14 protein-coding genes and 1 pseudogene are annotated in these 18,669 nt (G+C 46.2%); 1 reads left to right on the top strand and 14 read right to left on the bottom strand.

The genetic code is table 11. The features are described 5' to 3' along the window. Positions 1 to 241: 241 nt before the first annotated feature. The 7 genes and pseudogenes from H8704_RS02480 to H8704_RS02450 all read right to left on the bottom strand — a co-directional run bounded on the left by H8704_RS02480 (position 242) and on the right by H8704_RS02450 (position 9,196). Complete coding sequence (locus H8704_RS02480) at positions 242 to 937, bottom strand: class I SAM-dependent methyltransferase (RefSeq protein WP_249297178.1); 696 nt, start codon at positions 935 to 937, stop codon at positions 242 to 244. A gap of 21 nt (positions 938 to 958) precedes the next feature. Further along, on the bottom strand, positions 959 to 1,852 hold the full coding sequence (locus H8704_RS02475) for an NUDIX domain-containing protein (protein ID WP_249297176.1): 894 nt from the start codon (positions 1,850 to 1,852) through the stop codon (positions 959 to 961). 35 nt (positions 1,853 to 1,887) lie between these two features. After that, positions 1,888 to 3,751: pseudogene (locus H8704_RS14185) on the bottom strand (class I SAM-dependent RNA methyltransferase). Between the two features lie 19 nt (positions 3,752 to 3,770). Then, the gene (gene pheA / locus H8704_RS02465) at positions 3,771 to 4,907 is read right to left on the bottom strand and encodes a prephenate dehydratase (protein WP_249297174.1); all 1,137 of its coding nucleotides are present in this window, start codon (positions 4,905 to 4,907) and stop codon (positions 3,771 to 3,773) included. Between the two features lie 130 nt (positions 4,908 to 5,037). Beyond that, positions 5,038 to 7,176: an ATP-dependent DNA helicase RecG gene (recG, locus tag H8704_RS02460; RefSeq protein WP_249297173.1), complete on the bottom strand. Its 2,139-nt coding sequence runs from the start codon at positions 7,174 to 7,176 to the stop codon at positions 5,038 to 5,040. Continuing rightward, a complete protein-coding gene (locus tag H8704_RS02455) occupies positions 7,109 to 8,791 on the bottom strand; it encodes a DAK2 domain-containing protein (protein WP_249297171.1) in 1,683 nt (560 codons plus the stop codon). The genes recG and H8704_RS02455 overlap by 68 nt, the downstream gene beginning before the upstream one ends. A gap of 45 nt (positions 8,792 to 8,836) precedes the next feature. Then, positions 8,837 to 9,196 carry an Asp23/Gls24 family envelope stress response protein gene (locus H8704_RS02450; RefSeq protein ID WP_022465219.1) on the bottom strand — a complete coding sequence of 120 codons (360 nt, stop codon included), beginning with the start codon at positions 9,194 to 9,196 and terminating at the stop codon, positions 8,837 to 8,839. A 166-nt stretch (positions 9,197 to 9,362) separates the two neighbouring features. On the opposite strand from H8704_RS02450, the gene H8704_RS02445 reads away from it, so the two are divergent. Beyond that, complete coding sequence (locus tag H8704_RS02445; protein WP_178659371.1) at positions 9,363 to 9,503, top strand: hypothetical protein; 141 nt, start codon at positions 9,363 to 9,365, stop codon at positions 9,501 to 9,503. Positions 9,504 to 9,581: 78 nt separating this feature from the next. On the opposite strand, the gene H8704_RS02440 is transcribed toward H8704_RS02445, so the two are convergent. The 7 genes from H8704_RS02440 to H8704_RS02410 form a co-directional block, all read right to left on the bottom strand. Further along, entirely contained in the window at positions 9,582 to 10,961 is a 1,380-nt protein-coding gene (locus H8704_RS02440) for an aminopeptidase (protein ID WP_249297169.1), read from the bottom strand. A 17-nt stretch (positions 10,962 to 10,978) separates the two neighbouring features. Then, on the bottom strand, positions 10,979 to 11,986 hold the full coding sequence (locus H8704_RS02435) for a zinc dependent phospholipase C family protein (RefSeq protein WP_249297167.1): 1,008 nt from the start codon (positions 11,984 to 11,986) through the stop codon (positions 10,979 to 10,981). 61 nt (positions 11,987 to 12,047) lie between these two features. Continuing rightward, a complete protein-coding gene (locus tag H8704_RS02430; RefSeq protein WP_118678932.1) occupies positions 12,048 to 13,013 on the bottom strand; it encodes a nucleoside recognition domain-containing protein in 966 nt (321 codons plus the stop codon). Next, positions 13,010 to 13,654, bottom strand: a complete 645-nt coding sequence (locus tag H8704_RS02425; RefSeq protein ID WP_249297166.1) for a nucleoside recognition domain-containing protein — start codon at positions 13,652 to 13,654, stop codon at positions 13,010 to 13,012. Before H8704_RS02425 ends, H8704_RS02430 begins: the two co-directional genes overlap by 4 nt. Positions 13,655 to 13,759: 105 nt before the next feature. Next, complete coding sequence (locus H8704_RS02420) at positions 13,760 to 14,008, bottom strand: hypothetical protein (RefSeq protein WP_022465224.1); 249 nt, start codon at positions 14,006 to 14,008, stop codon at positions 13,760 to 13,762. Positions 14,009 to 14,032: 24 nt separating this feature from the next. Then, entirely contained in the window at positions 14,033 to 15,010 is a 978-nt protein-coding gene (gene pfkA / locus H8704_RS02415; protein ID WP_022465225.1) for a 6-phosphofructokinase, read from the bottom strand. A gap of 188 nt (positions 15,011 to 15,198) precedes the next feature. Beyond that, positions 15,199 to 18,657 (bottom strand): DNA polymerase III subunit alpha, encoded by a 3,459-nt coding sequence (locus H8704_RS02410; RefSeq protein WP_249297164.1) that lies wholly within the window; start codon positions 18,655 to 18,657, stop codon positions 15,199 to 15,201. Positions 18,658 to 18,669: the final 12 nt, after the last annotated feature.

The following is an 18,669-nucleotide window of genomic DNA, read 5'->3' as shown; positions in this document are numbered from 1 at the left end:
GAAAATTATTGTTCTCAAGTTTCTATTAAAATTAGAAAAAGCCCAAACCACAAGGGTTTGAACTTCATTTGTGCATTCACATTTTCTGTTTTTGGTATAGAATCTCTGTTGTCAAATATAGAATATTTGTTCGCTTTGTCAAGTCTTACTTGCAACAAAGCAGTCACCTATCTATTAGATTTGTCAGCACATCAGGTGACATTTTCTCATTAAGCAACCCTATATTTCATTTAACACAGTCTCATTTTTTCAACAGAAGATGATGAAAGAATGCAATATTTTTGTATTCCTGCATCTGTGATACTCTCAACTCAAGCTGCAACATTTTCTCCTGCCACGCTTCATCTCCATGCTTTTGCTGATTCTGTTGCAAATCCCAAAAAGTTCTTATTCCCAAAATATCTGAGACGGTTATTTGTGGCTCCCATTTAGTAATATCATTATCTTCATAATATCTGATAGTTCCAAACTTAGAAGCCGTGCTGTCTTTTCCATCAAGAATCTCATTTGCCTTTTCAAAATCATCAAGAAGAACTGCCATCTGCATTACTCGGCCGGCTCTGTTATGCTTTACAATGGATATAATGCCATCCTTCTTTAAAACTCTTGCTAAAGCTTTTACCACAGCCGCTTTATCATCAATATATTCCAGCACATTGTGACAAATAATCATGTCAAAAGTCTCATTCTTAAATGCAGACAAAGCATTAACATCACCGACAATCTGAGTGTACTCATAATCTTTCCATGCATTAGAAAGCATTTCCTTGGATGGCTCTATAGCAGTAACATCATTTTTTTCAGCGAAATGATTCGCCGTAATCCCTTCCCCACTACCAAAATCAAGAATCTTCTTTCCTTCCATGTCTCCAAGTTGCTTCCATACAATTTTCTTAAATAGTCTCTCCCATGCGGGAAGATCTGTAATATCATGCATCTTTCTCTATCCTTTTTCTCTTCATTTTACCAAAACTCCACTGAAGAACTGCTCCTGAAATGCAATCTGCGCATAAATTTCATTATCCGTAGGAATCTCTACATCTTCAAGAACTATGCCTTCATCATCACATGGAACTACAATCCATTTTGTTTCATTATCATCGTATCGATGATAAACAGCAATAACTTTACCCGTAAATTCCTGTTCAGCAGATTTTACCCCCAAAAGATAAATGTCCTGTTCAGCCCCATCTCCTCCTAATAATCCGGAAACATACCCATAATTGACCGGATAATACAAATCCTTATGGCGTGGATGGAAACTACCCATAGGGCGGTCAATTTTTCCTTTTACAACCTGACCAATAATACTCCTATATCTATCAGCAGGTATAGGATTTGCTTCAAATCCAAACAAATCTCCCATATTTAGGCAACAATCGCCTTTATCATACATTTCCTTAATCTCATCAATAGTAAGCCACTTTGTCTGTACAACTTCCTTGGTTGTTGCTCTTATTAAATCTGGTTCTTCAATTGTTTCAAAGTAAAAGGAATCTCTTATCCAATTATGACGCTTACCATCATAAGCAGTCGCAACCTTCGTAGCTAATATACAGGCATCCTGCGCTTTTAAGGAAATGCCTACTTCTTCATAAACTTCTCTAAGTGCAGCATCTAAGCTTGTGTCACCGGATATCGCATGTCCTGCCACAGTTTCCCATTTTAAAGGATCCGTGTCTTTGTCAGCCGAACGCTGCGATACCAAGTATTTTCCAGTCCTGGCATTCTTAATCCAGACCATGACCCACATGTGAAATTCATCTTCCTCCAGGGTTCCCTGTTCTCCTCGAAGGCAAGTTTTCCCAGTCCGTCTTCTATCTTTTGTGTATACATCCCATACTTCTCTCATACGTCACACCGCTCCCCATCTATCATTTATAATAGTTAAATCATCCTAAATGCTTTTAACACCTCTACAATCGCATCCTCTTTTTCCTTTGGACACTGTGGTTGTCTGGAATCCTCCGACTTAGGTAGATTAAAGGTCTCTCCAACTTCAATTCCACACTTTCTCTTCACCTGCGCAATGTATAAATTACTTACTTTCATTCCATCATTATGTTCAGCAACATATTTCTTTATCTCCTCATAAGTCGCCTGTCTACGCTCCGCTTCGGTCCGCGCTGGGCAAAGGTCCCCCGGACCTTTAGCGCCTCTCCGCAGCTGTCAAATCCATCTCATCCATATCAAGTGTCACATTCACATGATGTTTCGCTTCATGGAGTTTGGACAAAAGGCATACCGTCTCACAATGTACCGTCGAACAAAACATATCCACGCAGCTCACCCGCTTCACCCGGTACCCACTCTCCTGCAGCGCCACCAGATCCCTCGCCAGACTCGTCGGCTTACACGATATATACACGATTTCCGGTACGCCGTAATCTATGATCTTCTGCAAAGCCTTTGGATGGATTCCGTCCCGGGGCGGATCTAATACAATATAATCCGGTTTTTCTTCGATTTCATCGATCACCTTGAGTACATCCCCGGCAATAAAGTCACAGTTTGTCAGGCCATTGAGTGCTGCATTTTCTTTGGCGGCTTCTACTGCCTCTTCCACGATCTCGACACCGATCACATGACCGGCCACCGGGGCAAGGATCTGGGCAATGGTTCCGGTACCGCTGTAAAGATCAAAGACCGTTTTTCCGGACAGACCGCTTTTTAGTACAGAATCTTCCGATGACTCTCCTGTCTCCCCACTCTGTCCGGAATTATCAGCTAACTCTCCTGTCTCTATGCTTTGTGCAACATCACCGGACGACTGGCCCGCTGCCCCGCTCAACACATAATCTCTCGCCCGCTGATAAAGCACCTCTGCTCCTTTTGTATTGGTCTGAAAGAAGGAAAATGGTGTGATCCGGAACTGCAGTCCCAGCACATTTTCCATAAACCAGTCTTTTCCATAAATGATATGGGTCTCGTCGCTTTTTACCACGTCACCCAGGCTGTCATTGACGATATGCAGAAAGCCCGCAATTGTCCCCTCTAACGGTAGCTTTAACAGTATATCAGACAGATTCCGCAGATGCTGTTCCATTGCGGCGTCATCATACTGGGATGAGGTGACCAGCGCTGCCAGGAGTTCTCCGGTCGACTCTGCACGACGCACCAGCAGATGACGAAGAATTCCTTCATGACTGTTTTTGTGATAATACGGCAGATTGTTCTCCGCACAATAATCGCGGACTCCATCGAGAATTTTTGTAAAATCCGGATGGACAATCCGACAACCGCTCACATGAAGAATGTCATAAAAGCTTCCTTTTTTATGCAGTCCCAAAGTTAACGGACCATCTTTAATCTCATCCCCAAAAGAAAACTCCATTTTGTTGCGGTACTCCCACTGTTTCGGACTTGGCAAAATCCCATCAAAGACAAAATCAGAAATTCCATCACATACCGGATGCAGCAGATCCAGCACCTGATTTTTCTTTAATTCTAACTGCTTTTCATAGGGAATCGTCTGATAGCTGCAGCCGCCACATGTCCCAAAATGCGGACACTCCGGCTGTGCCGTTTCTATAGAAGATTTTTCCAGAATCTCCCGCAGCATTCCCTTTGCTTTGCCTTTTCTTGCTTTTTTGATGGATAAACGCACCTTCTGGCCCGGAATCACGCCCTTTACCTCGACACGGTGCTTTGTGATTTCTCCGTTCTCCGCTTTCTCCTCTACGATCACTGTCCCTTTATTGGGAAAGTCTACACGCTCTACGATTCCTTCTACAATCTGTCCCTTTTTCATCTCTACACCATTTTCCTGTTTATTTCGTCTCAAAGTTTCCCAGCACTTTCAAATTACTTGCACATTCATGCATAGTTGCCAGCGCATTTTCTACCGCCGATTCATTCAGATTTCCCTCCAGATCCACAAAGAAACGATACTCCCATTTCTTTCCGTGAAGTGGTCTCGATTCGATCTTGGTGAGATTCATTTCGTTATAATAAAAGTTTGCCAGCATATTATAGAGTGCTCCCGGCACATGCTTTACCTCAAATGCCACGCTGATCTTATTGGCATCCTTTAAGAACACCTTCTGATTGGAAATGATAATAAATCTGGTAAAATTCGTGCTCTGGTAATTGATCCGCTCCTGCAGCACATCCAGACCAAACACCTCTGCTGCCCTGGTACTGGCGATCGCCCCATGCGTCTTTTCCTTCTCCTCCGCAACCTTTTTCGCTGCCCCCGCCGTGCTGGCATACTCAATCCCCTGGATCCCGTGTTCCTCCAGAAACGGTGCGCACTGCAGCAGTCCCTGTGGATGAGAATATACCTCTTTGATATCCTCCGTCTTTGCTCCCGGTACTCCCAGAAGAGCCTGCTCCACTTTAACCACATGCTCTGCCACAATGGTAATATCGTGCTCTACCAGCAGATCATAAATGTCCGTAATGCTTCCGGTAGATGTATTTTCAATGGGTACAACACCATATTTCGCCTCACCGTTTGCTACAGTCTCGATAACATCACGAAACGTTGTCTTGTTAAAGGCTGTGATCCTGTCCCCAAAATATTCTAACATTGCCTGCTCAGAAAAGGCTCCACGCTCTCCGAAATATACCACTCTGGTATCTTCATCCACATCTAGCGCATCCACCTGCTGAAATGGAATGGTTGCCGCTCCCGGTCCCAGTTTCTGATACTGGTATTTGCGGCTGATAGACATGATCTGACGAAAAAGATCTTCTACAGCTGTCTCATTAAATTCTGTACTGGCATAACCGCGCAGCGTGTCCAGCTTCTGCTGCTCCCGCTCTGGATCATAGACCTTTTTACCGGTACTGCGCTTGTAGGCAGCCACATCATTTGCCACCTCCATACGTTCCTCAAACAGTCTGGTGATCTCTCTGTCGATCTTGTCAATTTTTTCTCTGCTCTCTTTTAAATCTACTACCATCTCTTTATCCTCATTTTCTATCTGTATTTCTGCCAAACACACGATTTACTCTGTTTAATGTTACCATATCAATACCATTTCCGCAATGCACCCTCTGCAAAAATGAAAGCTCTCAGTTGACGTAAATTTCCTACAGAAATATATCATCGGTATAGGCCATGATCCGTTTCCGAAGCCCTTCATATTTCTTGCACAGATTCAAAATATCGTCCTTCGTATACATCGCTGCCGCTTCATTGGCGTCCTTCAGGATTCCTGCGTCCTGATAAATATCTGCCAACGCAAAATTAAGTTCCCCGCTCTGGCGGATTCCAAACAGATCACCCGGACCACGGAGCTTGAGATCCTGCTCCGCCACATAAAAACCATCATTGGATCCCCCAAGAATATTTAACCGTTCCATGGTTTCCCGGGAGCTGTTCCCCGCCATAAAGATGCAATAGGACTGTGCACTTCCTCTTCCCACGCGTCCCCGGAGCTGATGAAGCTGTGCCAGACCAAACCGCTCGGCATTTTCCACCATCATCACCGTAGCATTCGGGACATTGATGCCCACCTCAATGACCGTGGTGGATACCAGCACATCAATCTCTCCGGCAGCAAAACGCTCCATAATATCATTTTTTGCTCCTGCTTTCATTTTGCCGTGGAGACATTCTACACGAATAGAAGGAGACAATATTCCTTTTATGGTATCCGTATAATCGGTGACATTTTCTGCCTCCATATTTTCGCTTTCTTCGACCATCGGGCAGATAATATACACCTGGTGTCCCTGCCGCACCTGTGCCTCAATAAACTCATATGCCTTCGGACGGTAAGAGGTTCCCACCACACAGTTTTTGATGGGCAGACGATCTGACGGCATCACGTCGATCACAGAAATATCCAGATCGCCATACAGGATAATGGCTAATGTCCTCGGTATCGGCGTCGCACTCATAACCAGCATATGAGGCTCCAGACCCTTCTGGGAAAACTCCTCTCTCTGCCGCACACCAAACCGGTGCTGCTCATCGGTCACCACCAATGCCAGATCCTTATAGTGAACCTTCTCCTGGATCAGCGCGTGGGTTCCGATGACAATATCTGTCATCCCCATCTCCAGAGCTTCATAAACACGGCGCTTCTGAGAAGCGGTCATGGAGCCCACCAGCAGATCAACCCGGATATCAAAAGGCCCCAGATATTCCTGAAAAGTCTTTAAATGCTGCTCTGCCAAAACCTCAGTGGGCACCATGATCGCACCCTGATGGCCATTTTCCACACAAGCAAGAAGAGCCAGCACTGCCACGATGGTCTTACCGGAACCCACGTCTCCCTGGATCAGACGATTCATTACCACACTGGAAGTCAGATCCTGCCGGATATCCCCCCATGCTCTCTTCTGCCCATCGGTCAGATCAAACGGCAGCCTGTCCATGAGCTTTTCCGGCAGCTCAAACGTATTCATCTCATAAGGCGACGGCTTCTGATGCTTTCCCTGCTTCATCTGGTGGAGTGCCAGCGCAAAAAAGAAGAATTCTTCAAATACCAGCCGCCGGCGCGCCTGCATATATTCTTCCTTGTCCTTTGGAAAATGAATCGCATGAACCGCCTGCTTGCGCAGGATCAGATTATATTTTTTACGCATTTCCAGAGGCAGATAATCCCCGGTCAGATCTACCTCCTTCAATGCACTGCCCACAGCCTTGCTGACGGCGTGATTTGTCAGCCCCGCCGTCAGCGGATATACCGGCTGAAGCTTTTTTAAAAGCTTATGATACTCCTCCTCCGAAAGAAGCTTCGGCTGCTGCAGGCGGTATCTGCCGTTTTTGTTGATCACACGCCCCCGCATAATATATCTGGTTCCCATACGAAGAGTCTTCATGATAAACGGCATATTAAACCACGTCACTTCAAGCTGTCCGCTGGCATCCCGCAGAAAGGTGCTGACAATCTTTAAATTGCGGACATACTGCAGTCTCGGCTTACTTCCAAGAGTCCCGCTGACCACCACAATATGTCCCTCCTTCACCTCATTGATGGGACGTATATTTTCTACGATTTCGTATTCTCTTGGGTAAAAGAAGAGAAGCTCTTCTACCGTACTGATACCCAGCTTGGCAAAAAGCTTCTCGCTCTTCTCCCCAATTCCTTTAATTTCACGAATACTGTCAGATAACTGCATATTCTTCACACATACCTTTTCTTTCACTTTATTATTCAACGGATACAAAGTAAGAATATACCGGCTGTCCACCATACTGAACTTCAACCTCCAGATCATCATGATCCTTTAAGATCAGATCAGCGACTGCCTCTGCATCCTTCTCTGTCACATCTGCACCATAATAAAGGCTGACCAGCTCGCTCTCCTCATCGATCATACCTTCCACAAGCTCTACGGTTACTTCCGGCAGGCTCTTTTCCACAGCAACGATCTTTTTGTCTGCAATACCCATGTAATCGCCCTGCTTGATCTCCTGACCATCCATCCGGGTATCACGAACCGCATATGTGACCTGGCCGGACTTTACGTTGCCCATCTCCTCTGTCATCTGCTGTGTATTTTCCTCTGCCGGCTGTCCCGGCATAAAATTGATCATTGCAGCAATTCCCTGTGGGATATTGGTGGAAGGGATCACAACAACCTTTTTGTCCTCGGTAAGATTTCTTGCCTGCTCTGCTGCCAGAATAATGTTGCCATTATTTGGCAGGATATATACCGTATCGGCCGGCACCTTCTCTACTGCCTGCAGAATATCCTCCGTACTCGGGTTCATAGTCTGGCCACCCTCAATCACCTCATCAGCGCCGAGATCCTTAAAGATATCACTGAGACCGTCTCCGGCAGAAACTACCACAAATCCATCTGCTTTATGCTCCTTCGGCTCGTCTTCTCTCTGATCCTCCTCTGCCTGCTGCTTTGCCACAGTCTCTGCATCACGGATCAGCTTTTCCTGATGCTCCTCGCGCATGTTATCAATCTTCATGCTGGTCAGAGAACCGTATGTGAGTGCCTTTTCAAATGCCAGACCCGGATGATTGGTATGCACATGAACCTTCACGATCTCATCATCGGCTACAACTACAACGCAGTCACCGATATCCTGAAGATATGCCTTCAGCTCTTTCTCTACCTTATCCTGATCCCGCTCCAGCATAATGATAAATTCTGTGCAATAACCAAACTTAATATCTGCCGCATCCTCAGAACTGCCGGTAGTGATAGCCGGAGATGCCTTCGCATCTACACCGGAAATGTCCAGATCCACTTCCTTGCCCTGCAGCGCAGCAAGTGCACCGCATACAAAGGTCATCAGTCCCTCTCCGCCGGAATCAACTACACCCGCCTGCTTCAGTACAGGAAGCATATCCGGTGTACGCTTGAGGGTATCCTCCATATAGGCTACCACTTCCTCTGCGAAGGCAACCATATCCTGGGATTCGCCCTCCATCAGAAGCTCTACGGATTTCTCTGCTCCTGCCTTGATCACTGTCAGGATCGTACCCTCCTTCGGCTTCATAACAGCCTTGTACGCCGTATCTGCCGCATGCTGGATACTGTTACCAAGATCGGTGACCTCCAGATACTCCAATCCCTTTAACTCCTTAGTAAAACCACGGAAGATCTGGGATAAGATAACACCGGAGTTACCTCTGGCTCCACGCAGGGAACCACTGGACATTGCCTTACACAGATTGTCAACCGTCACGTCTGTGATCTTATTGATCTCACGAACAGCCGCCATAATGGTCATAGTCATATTGGTGCCGGTATCTCCATCCGGTACCGGAAAGACATTTAATTCATTAATGTAATCCTTTCTGGCCTCTAATGCCTTTGCTCCTGCCAAAAAGCATTTTTTCATCATTAACGCATCTATTCTCTCAACACTCACTTTTTCTTCCTCCTAGAGATTATTTCCATCAGACAGGGAATCTTATCAGTCATCCACAATCCTTACACCTTCTACTGCAACACTGATACTTTCTACTTCCATTCCCGTGTATGTCTCTACGCGGCAGCGAACATTTTCCAGAATATTCTGTGCCACGGCACGAATACTCACACCATACGCTACGATCACATGAAGCTCAATATGGATCTTATTGTCGATCACCGTGACATTTACTCCACGGCTGACATTCTCTCTCTTTAAAAGCTTTGCCATACCATCCTTCACATTGACGGATGCCATACCGACAATACCAAAGCACTCGGTAGCGGCAGATCCTGCATATTTGGCAAGAACCTCGCGGTCAATGGTGATATCTCCCATTTCATTACTCATTTTACCTTTCATAGTCCATCCTCCATTCTTTATAAAGTCTATCTCATCCGGTCATCTTTTCAATGATTCCAGAAAAATGTTCAAAATCATAGCATAATAACATATTCTATAGTATACCCTATTCTATTCAAAAAAGAAACCTTTTTCTTGTGAGGAATCTTTCAAAAGGAGGCTGCCTGTGAAACGAATGCTCGGTTTTATATTGTTCTGGATCGCCATTGGTATGACGATCATGGCATTTTTAAGTAATGACTTTCTTGCTTTTTGCATTATCGTGCTCTGTCTGATCCTGGGCTATAATCTGTTCTGTGGGTGTTAAAAAAGGCAAAACCGATGTTTTGCCCTGTCATTGCTGTATATTTTGTGAGTCCTGTTCTGACTCCCGGAATTTTCTCTATCAGGCATCCTTTAAAAATGCCATATAACATTTATATGCCTCATATACATCCGCCTTGCTGGTAACCTCCCAAGGAGCGTGCATGTTCAAAACAGCCACACCGCTGTCGATCACTTCCATACCATACAGGGACAGAATATACGCAATTGTTCCGCCACCGCCGATATCGACCTTTCCAAGTTCTGCCATCTGGTAATTGACCTGATTGTCATCCATGATCTTACGAAGTGCTGCAAGATATTCTGCATTAGCATCATTGGAGCCGGACTTTCCACGGGATCCCGTAAATTTACTGAAAACAACACCTCTGCCCATAAAGGAAGCACTTCTCTTTTCAAATGCATCCGCAAACAAAGGATCGTAAGCCGCATTCACATCAGAGGAAAGCATACGGCTGTGTGCCATACAACGTCTGAGCTTCAGTTCGTTATAATCTCCCTGAAGATTTAACAGCTCCGCTACTACATTTTCAAAGAAATGAGACTGCATTCCTGTGGCACCCACACTTCCGATCTCTTCCTTATCCACCAGCAGACAGCATGCCGTTTTATCGACAGACTCCGTCTCCAGCATAGCAGCCAGGGAAGTAAATGCGCAGACACGGTCATCCTGTCCATAGGACATGATCATACTGCGGTCAAAGCCCATCTCTCTGGCTCTGCCTGCCGGAACAACCTCCAGCTCTGCCGACATGAAATCCTCTTCCTCCATGCCGTAGGTTTCCTTTAAGATTTCCAGAACACCCTTCTTAACCGCATCCTTCTCCTCATCCTTCAAAGGCATGCTTCCTACCAGTACATCCAGCTTCTCTCCTTCAATAACCTTGGCTGCCTTTTTCTCCATCTGGGCTCCCGCCAGATGAATTAACAGATCGGTCACACAGAATACCGGATCCTCCGGCTTCTCTCCGATGCAGACATCCACAGAAGTACCATCCTTTTTCACGACAACGCCATGGATTGCCAATGGCAGTGTTACCCACTGATATTTCTTAATGCCGCCATAATAATGTGTATCCAGATATGCCATATCCTCTGTCTCATATAATGGATTCTGCTTCACATCCATTCGCGGAGAATCAATATGAGCTCCCAGAATATTCATGCCCTCCTCCAATGGCTTCTCGCCAATCTGGAATAATGCGATGGTCTTATTCATATATGCGGCATAAACTTTATCGCCCTTCTGAAGCTTCTGTCCCTTTTTCAGGACAAACTCCAGAGACTGATATCCTTTCTCCTCCGCCTGCCGGATCGTCTCTCTGACACATTCTCTCTCGGTCTTTCCCACAGAAAGAAATTCAATATAATCTCCGTTTAGCTGCTCCAGTTCTTTTTTGTCCTTTTCTTTGTAGGTTTTCCATGCGTTTTCACGTTCCATGAAATTCACCAGCCCTTCTATTTATTTTTTCCGGTATGATAATTTCTGTTTTCCAAACCGGTTACTACCTTTGAAATCCTCTCCTCCAGAAACTGCTTTGCATTGCCGGCACGGCTCTTGTGCTGTTCCACAAATTTCATCCGCTGCAGCAGACCACACAGCAGGGACTCCACCTGTCCATAATACTCCTGGTACCGTTCCAGTGCAACATCATACATTTCCCAGACACTGCTGTGATATGTCTCCTCCGGATTCCAGGGACTTGTCCATTGTCTGCCCCTGTCATTCATAGCATCTCTCGGATCCGGCATCTGATCGGCCACTGCCATGTTGGCGATCACCGGCCGTCCCAGCACTTGGGATTCAAATTTCCGGATCTGCTGCCGTTTCCTGCCGGTATGGTCATACACCTGCCGGATCACACCCCGCATACAACGGTATGATGCTTTAATGTTCTCATCAAAGATCATGATATGGTAAATTCGCTGCAATGTCCGGCTCATAAGGCGTGCCACCACACAAAGCTCTGCCTCCGAAAGCTTGACCCTCTTCTCCGGATAATAACTGGAAGGCATGATTCCCTTTTTGGCCATCAGCATCTTCCGGTCGATCACCGCCTCCAGCCGCTGATGTGCCGGGAAGGCTTTTCTTGCCGCATCCGGCTCCTCCGGACGATATCCCGACTTTGCAAAAATATAGGGATGCATCTGAGTGTCCAATGTATAATGAGATATAAATCCCAGAAAATAACTAATACCGATCTCCAGTCCCTGTTTGCTGGAAAGAGCTAACAGCTCCTCCATATAAACCTCAAAAAACCGGTTCACCTCTGATGTATGCAGACGGCTTCCCAGATTTACCTTGTGATGGACATGTTTCATAAAGGGATTAAAGAAAAACAGATCCGGTCCCTGACATCCCAGCCGGAACACCTCCTTATGCTTATGCACAAGCTCAGATAATCTGCCTCCGGTTTCCTCCAGTGCTTCCTCGCCAAATATTTCATGTGTTGCAAATGCAGGCATACGCTCCTCCATTCCTGTCTGACAGCCCCAAAGCCGTCATGACATCCTTTAGTATTCCCCACTACATTCCAAAATAATTCCTGATCAAAATCAGAAAAACAGCTGTCAATACCGCCAGAAAAACATGCGTCAGCTTCGCTTTCAGATATCCTGCAACCGAAAGCTCTGTGCCCTGTAACACACTGTAGGTCTGTGCCACACTGGAAAAGCCGCCAAAGGCAGAAAACCCACACGCAAAGATCCATTTGAAATCTGCCATCATGGGATATGTCTTTAAATATTCTCCACCGGTAGTAATTTCGATGATGCCCAGACCGATCATTTTTGCAAAAGCATGACACGGCACGATCTTCTCTACAAACTCTGCCAGAATGGAGAATAATATAATATAGCCACCAACCTTGGTTACCGTCACAAAAGAATCCATGATTGCTTCATCCAGTGCATTCATGACAGCCGGATGTTTTCCCTTGTCATAACTGCATTCTACCACATTTTGCCTTATTTGATAACTGTCCTTTGTATTTTTCTGCAAAAAAAGAACCGCATTCCATACGGCTGTTCCATATACTACCATCAGGACCAGCCACGGCTTTCTCATTCCAAGACAATATACCCCGATATATTCCAGCAAAAACATAGGACTGGCATTGTTGCAAAAGCACAGTATGTACTGTGCCTCCGCAGGCGTTACCGCATTCTGCCGCAGAAGATCCGCTGCTGTTTTTCCTCCCAGAGGATACCCGGACAGAAAACCCACCGCCATAGCATAACAGCCGTTTTCCGACAGCCCCAGCAGGCGGTGAAAAACCGGATAAAGATAATGTCCAATGGTCTGCGTGGCACCAATCTTCATCATGACACCGGAAAATACCATAAACGGAAAAAGTGCCGGCAAAACCACGGTAAACCACAGCAAAAGACCATCCCCGGAGCCCTTATTGACCACAGCGGGGCAAAGCAGCAGTACCGCCAGAACCAGACAGATATTGATCCACAAAAGCTTCTTTTTCACCGGAGGCTTCATTCCCGCTCCCCCCTCCGGCACAAGATCCGGCAGAATATCACTGCCACTGCCGTACTGACCGTGGTTGCGATCAGTCCCGGCACCACGATGGCTGCAGGGTTGACTGCACCATACTGTGCCCGGTATGCGATCACACTGACCGGGATTACCTGCAGGGAAGAAATATTTAAGACCAGAAAAGTGCACATCTCATCACTTGCCTTTGTGAGCCTTATCTCATCCGGATCCATCTGCCGCCCCTCCCTGCGGGACATTTCTGACGCAAGTCTCTCCCGTTCCAGCGGTGCCAGCTCCATCATCGCCTTCAGTCCCATAGGAGTGGCCGCCCAGCCGAGTCCCAGAATATTAGCAAGAATATTTGCCGTCAGGTATTCCTGCACCGGATGATGCCTGGGTATCCTTGGAAACAGAAACGCAAGCACCGGCCGCAGTCCTCTTGTCATCCGATCCATGAGACCTGCCTGTCTCGCCACCTCGATGAGCCCCGTCCACATAGACATAATCCCAAGCATCGTGATTGCCATAGTGACCGCTTCCCCGGCACTGTCTATCGACGCATTACTGACTGCCTCCACCTGCCCTGTCACAATACCGGCTCCAAGTCCCAGAAGGATCATAAATCCCCATAAATAATTAAGCATAGACTGCCTCCTGTCAAACTCTCTGTAGGTAGTCTATGCTTACAATATCACTTTTAGTATTTATGATCTCCTAAATGATCAAAGGAAATGCCGTGGACAGAAGAATTATTCTTCATCATCCTCTGATTCTTCCTCATCGGAAGCTTCCTGCTCATCCTCTTCGAAATCCAATGTCACATACTCTCTGGACTTATCTTCAGCATCTTCCTCTTCGTCATCAAAGTCAAAATCCTCATACTCATCATCTAATTCCTCATCCGGCTCTCCCAAAAGCTTTTTGGTCAGATAATAAGCACCTGCTGTCATCACGGCGATGGACGTAATTCCCATAACACCTTTGAGTAATTTTTTCATGTCTGCTACCTTCCTTTCCTATCATTAATATGTGGTCAGCTTCTTGGTGATATGGAACAGATAAGGATCCAATCCCTTTTCCATATCTAAGGCTGCCTGAATATCATAATCTACAAACTCACCGTTCGTATAACCAACGACACGGTTTGTCTTTCCATCACAAAGGAGTTCTACTGCCTTTGCTCCCATAGCGGAAGCGTACACACGATCCTTACAGGTCGGATTTCCTCCACGCTGGATATGACCCAGTACAGTTGCACGGGTTTCTACGCCTGTAGCCTCTTCAATCATTTTTGCCATTTCAAAGGAATTACCAACGCCCTCTGCATTGACGATCACATGGTTCTTTTTGCCAATCTTATGACGCTGCTGTATCTTCTCGATGATCTTCTGTATATTTCCATCATATTCCTCTGTGGTAAGAATATACTCCGCGCCACTGGCAATACCTGTCCATAATGCAATATGACCTGCGGTACGTCCCATAACCTCTACGATACTGCACCGCTCATGGGACTCTGAAGTATCACGGAGCTTGTCCATGGCCTCCATAGCCGTATTGATGGCCGTATCAAAACCGATTGTATACTCAGTACACGCAATATCCAGATCGATGGTTCCCGGTACACCTACCGTGTTGATACCAAGTGCTGCAAGCTTGCTGGCTCCCTGGAAGGAACCGTCACCGCCGATAACAACAATGCCGTCAATTCCATGCTTCCGGCAGATCTCGGCTGCTTTCTCCTGATATTCCTTCTCGCGGAATTCTTTGCAGCGTGCGGTATAAAGAATCGTTCCTCCAAGCTGGATGATATTGGAAACCGATAAAGTATCCATCTCCTCAATATCCTCCTCCAGAAGTCCGGCATATCCTCTCTTGATACCCATAACTCTGACACCATTTGCGATTGCGGTACGAACGACAGCACGAATGGCTGCATTCATTCCCGGCGCATCCCCACCACTTGTCAATACACCAATTGTTTTTACTGCACTGTTCATTTTGTCCTCCGTTTCAACTAATCGGAAATAAGGGGCTGCAAAATTCAGAGTCCGGTCTTACTTCCTCTTATTTTATCTTTAACGAATCATTTACATACTATTCATCGTACCCTCTATTGTACGTCATTCCATTGTTTTTTTCAACCCAAACAACAGATACTACCATTTAAAATTTGAAATCAGCGTCACTATAGCTTTCTCTCCTTCAATGCCGCTTCTATGATCCCTTCCAGAATATTTTCCCGGATCACCTGTCTTGCGTTTACATTGCGTCCCGGCGGAAGCTTTTTCATCTGTCTTTCCTCCTCCAGATAAACGATCACCTGATCTGTCCCGTCATATGGAGATAATTTCTCATATATCTGCTGTTCTCTTTCCTGAAAATCTGCTAAATTTTTAAAGCGGAGCCACAGCTCACATGGAAGCATATCAAACGGAATAATATCCTGACAGATCACCTTTCCGTCTCTATCACCACCCATATCAGCCCGGCCGCGGATAAATACCTTGGCATCCTCTCTGCACTGTTCTTTTTTCTTTTCATAAACATTCGGAAAGACAAGGATCTCTACAGCACCATATACATCCTCCAGCGTAAGATATGCCATAAGTTTATTTGTCTTTGTGGTCTTAACCGTCTTTGCCGTGATCATTCCGCCAATGATCACATTTTCCTTGTCATGCACCTGTAACATTTCCGTGCCGCCCTCTTCTTCCGGCTCCCTGACAAAATCCTGAGAGCTGCAGGTAGAATTTTTCCGGATCAGCTCCAGATATTCCTCCAGCGGATGACCGCTGATGTAGATGCCAAGGACTTCCTTTTCATAAGCGAGAAGCTCTTCCTTTTCAAACTCCTCCAATGCCGGATAAGACACATCATTTGCATGCTCCAGCTCCTCATCCCCCATATCAAACAGAGACATCTGACCGGACATGGAATCCTTTTTTTCCCGGTTTACACTGTCCAGCATGCTTTGATATACCTGAAGCTTCTGCCGCCGGTTTCCCTCCAGTCCGTCAAAGGCTCCTGCCTTAATGAAATTCTCAATGGAACTTTTGTTGACCTCTTTGCTGGTGAGACGGCGCATAAAATCCTGCATGGATGTGAAACGGCCTCCTCGTTCCCGTTCCTCCACAATATTATTGATCACACCGGAACCAATGCCTTTAATCGCAGAAAGAGCATAACGTATCCTGCCGTCAGACACGGAAAAATAACTATAACCTTCATTTACATCCGGCGGCAGGATCTCAATATCCATTCGCCGGCACTCCATAACATACTCGACGATCTTATTTGTATTTTCTTTGACGGACGTCAGCAGAGAAGCCATAAACTCCACCGGATGATAGCACTTTAACCAGGCTGTCTGGAATGTCACCATACCATACGCTGCTGCATGGGATTTATTAAAGGCATAGGCAGCGAAGCTGATCATCTCATCATAGATCTTATTGGCAACCTCCTCGGAGATACCATTGGCAATGCAGCCCTTTACTCCTTCTTCCTCGTTTCCGTAGACAAAGTTCTTCCGCTCCGCTTCCATCACCTTTGCCTTCTTTTTGGACATGGCACGGCGCACCAGATCACTTCGTCCATAACTGTAGCCTGCCAGACTCCGGACGATCTCCATAACCTGCTCCTGGTAAACAATACAGCCATAGGTAGTTGCAAGAATCGGTTCAAGCTGTGGACAGTCATATGTAATGGAATCTCTGTTGCTTCTTCCCTCAATATATTGCGGAATAAAGTCCATCGGGCCCGGACGATACAGAGAAATACCGGCTACAATCTCTGCCATGCTCTCCGGCTGCAGCTCTTTCATAAACTGCTTCATCCCGGCACTCTCCAACTGGAATATTCCCTCGGTCCGCCCACTGGATATGAGTTTCCATACATTTTCATCCTCCAGATCCAGGCGGAGCATATCCTGATCACTCATACCACACATTTTGGCTGCATTTTGTACAACCGTCAATGTACGAAGCCCCAGAAAGTCCATTTTCAGAAGCCCCAGCTCCTCCAATGTGGTCATAGTATACTGCGTGGTTACATTTCCCTCAGATCCCTTCGAAAGAGGTACAAAATGATCCACCGGCTCCGGTGCGATCACAACACCCGCCGCATGAATGGAAGTATGACGAGGCAGTCCCTCCAGCTTCTGCGCCATATCTAACAGATATTTTGTCTGCTCATCCGTCTCATAAAGCTGACGCAGATCCGGATTCTGCTCGATTGCTTTGGCAATGGTAATATCCTTCTCCATGGGCACGGACTTTGCAATGGTATCCACATAGGCATACGGCATATCAAGCACACGCCCCACATCACGGATCACACCACGGGCTGCCATGGTACCGAAGGTAACGATCTGCGCCACATGATCCCGTCCATATTTCCCGGTGACATAGTCGATCACCTCCTGCCGTCTCTCATAGCAGAAGTCCACGTCAATATCGGGCATGGTCACACGCTCCGGATTCAGGAAACGCTCAAACAGCAGGTCAAACGCCAGAGGATCAATATTGGTGATCTCCAGACTGTATGCGACAATACTTCCGGCCGCAGAACCACGTCCCGGTCCCACGATGATCCCATGCTCTCTGGAATAATGAATGAAATCCCACACGATCAGGAAATAATCTACAAATCCCATATTTTTGATGGTATTTAACTCATAATCCAGCCGCTCCTGAATCTCCGGCGTCACATCCGCATAACGCCGGTGAATTCCTTCATAACACAAATGCTTCAGATACTCCCATGAAGTAAAGCCCTCCGGCACATCAAACTTTGGCAGCTTATATTTTCCAAACTCAATATCCACATGACATCTCTGTGCTATTTTGGAAGTATTTTCCACCGCTTCTCTGGCATAAGGGAAAAGTGTCAGCATCTCCTCCTCGGATTTCAGATAAAACTGACCACCCTCATACCGCATACGATCCTCGTCCTGCACCTTATGCTGCGTCTGGATACACAATAAAATATCATGGGGCTCGGCATCCTCTGCCCGGATATAATGCACATCATTAGTGGCAACCAGCTCCAGCCCTGTCTCCTGGCTCATACGGAGAAGTCCCTGGTTTACCGTTTTCTGGGCATCAATGCCATGATCCTGCAGTTCCAGATAAAAATGATCCGGCCCAAAAATATCAGACAGACGAAGAGCTTCTTTTTTTGCCTCCTCATAAAATCCCTGTCTGAGATTTGTCGCCACGATTCCTGCCAGGCATGCACTCAGAGCAATAATCCCTTCATGGTACTTTTCCAGAACCTCCATATCCACGCGGGGCTTATAATAAAAGCCCTCCGTAAATCCAATGGAAACAATCTTCATCAGATTGGCATAGCCTGTATTATTCTCTGCCAGAAGCACCAGATGATTATAACGGTCATCTCCCCTGACATTTTCCCTGTCAAACCGGGAACCCGGTGCCACATAGACCTCGCAGCCGATCACAGGATTGATTCCCTCCTTTAATGCCGCCCGGTAAAAATCAATCACACCGTACATATTTCCATGATCTGTAATGGCAATATGCTCCATACCAAGCTCCCTGGCTCTTGTCATCAGCTCTCCGATCTTACAAGAACCATCCAGAAGAGAATACTCTGTATGTAAATGCAAATGCGTAAATCCCATATGTCCTCCATT

Origin of the sequence: Jutongia huaianensis, assembly GCF_014384985.1 — a bacterium.
Taxonomy (GTDB): Bacteria; Bacillota; Clostridia; order Lachnospirales; family Lachnospiraceae; genus Jutongia; species Jutongia huaianensis.
Note: the sequence above shows the minus strand (reverse complement) of the source record. Positions and strands in the feature narration are given on the sequence as shown.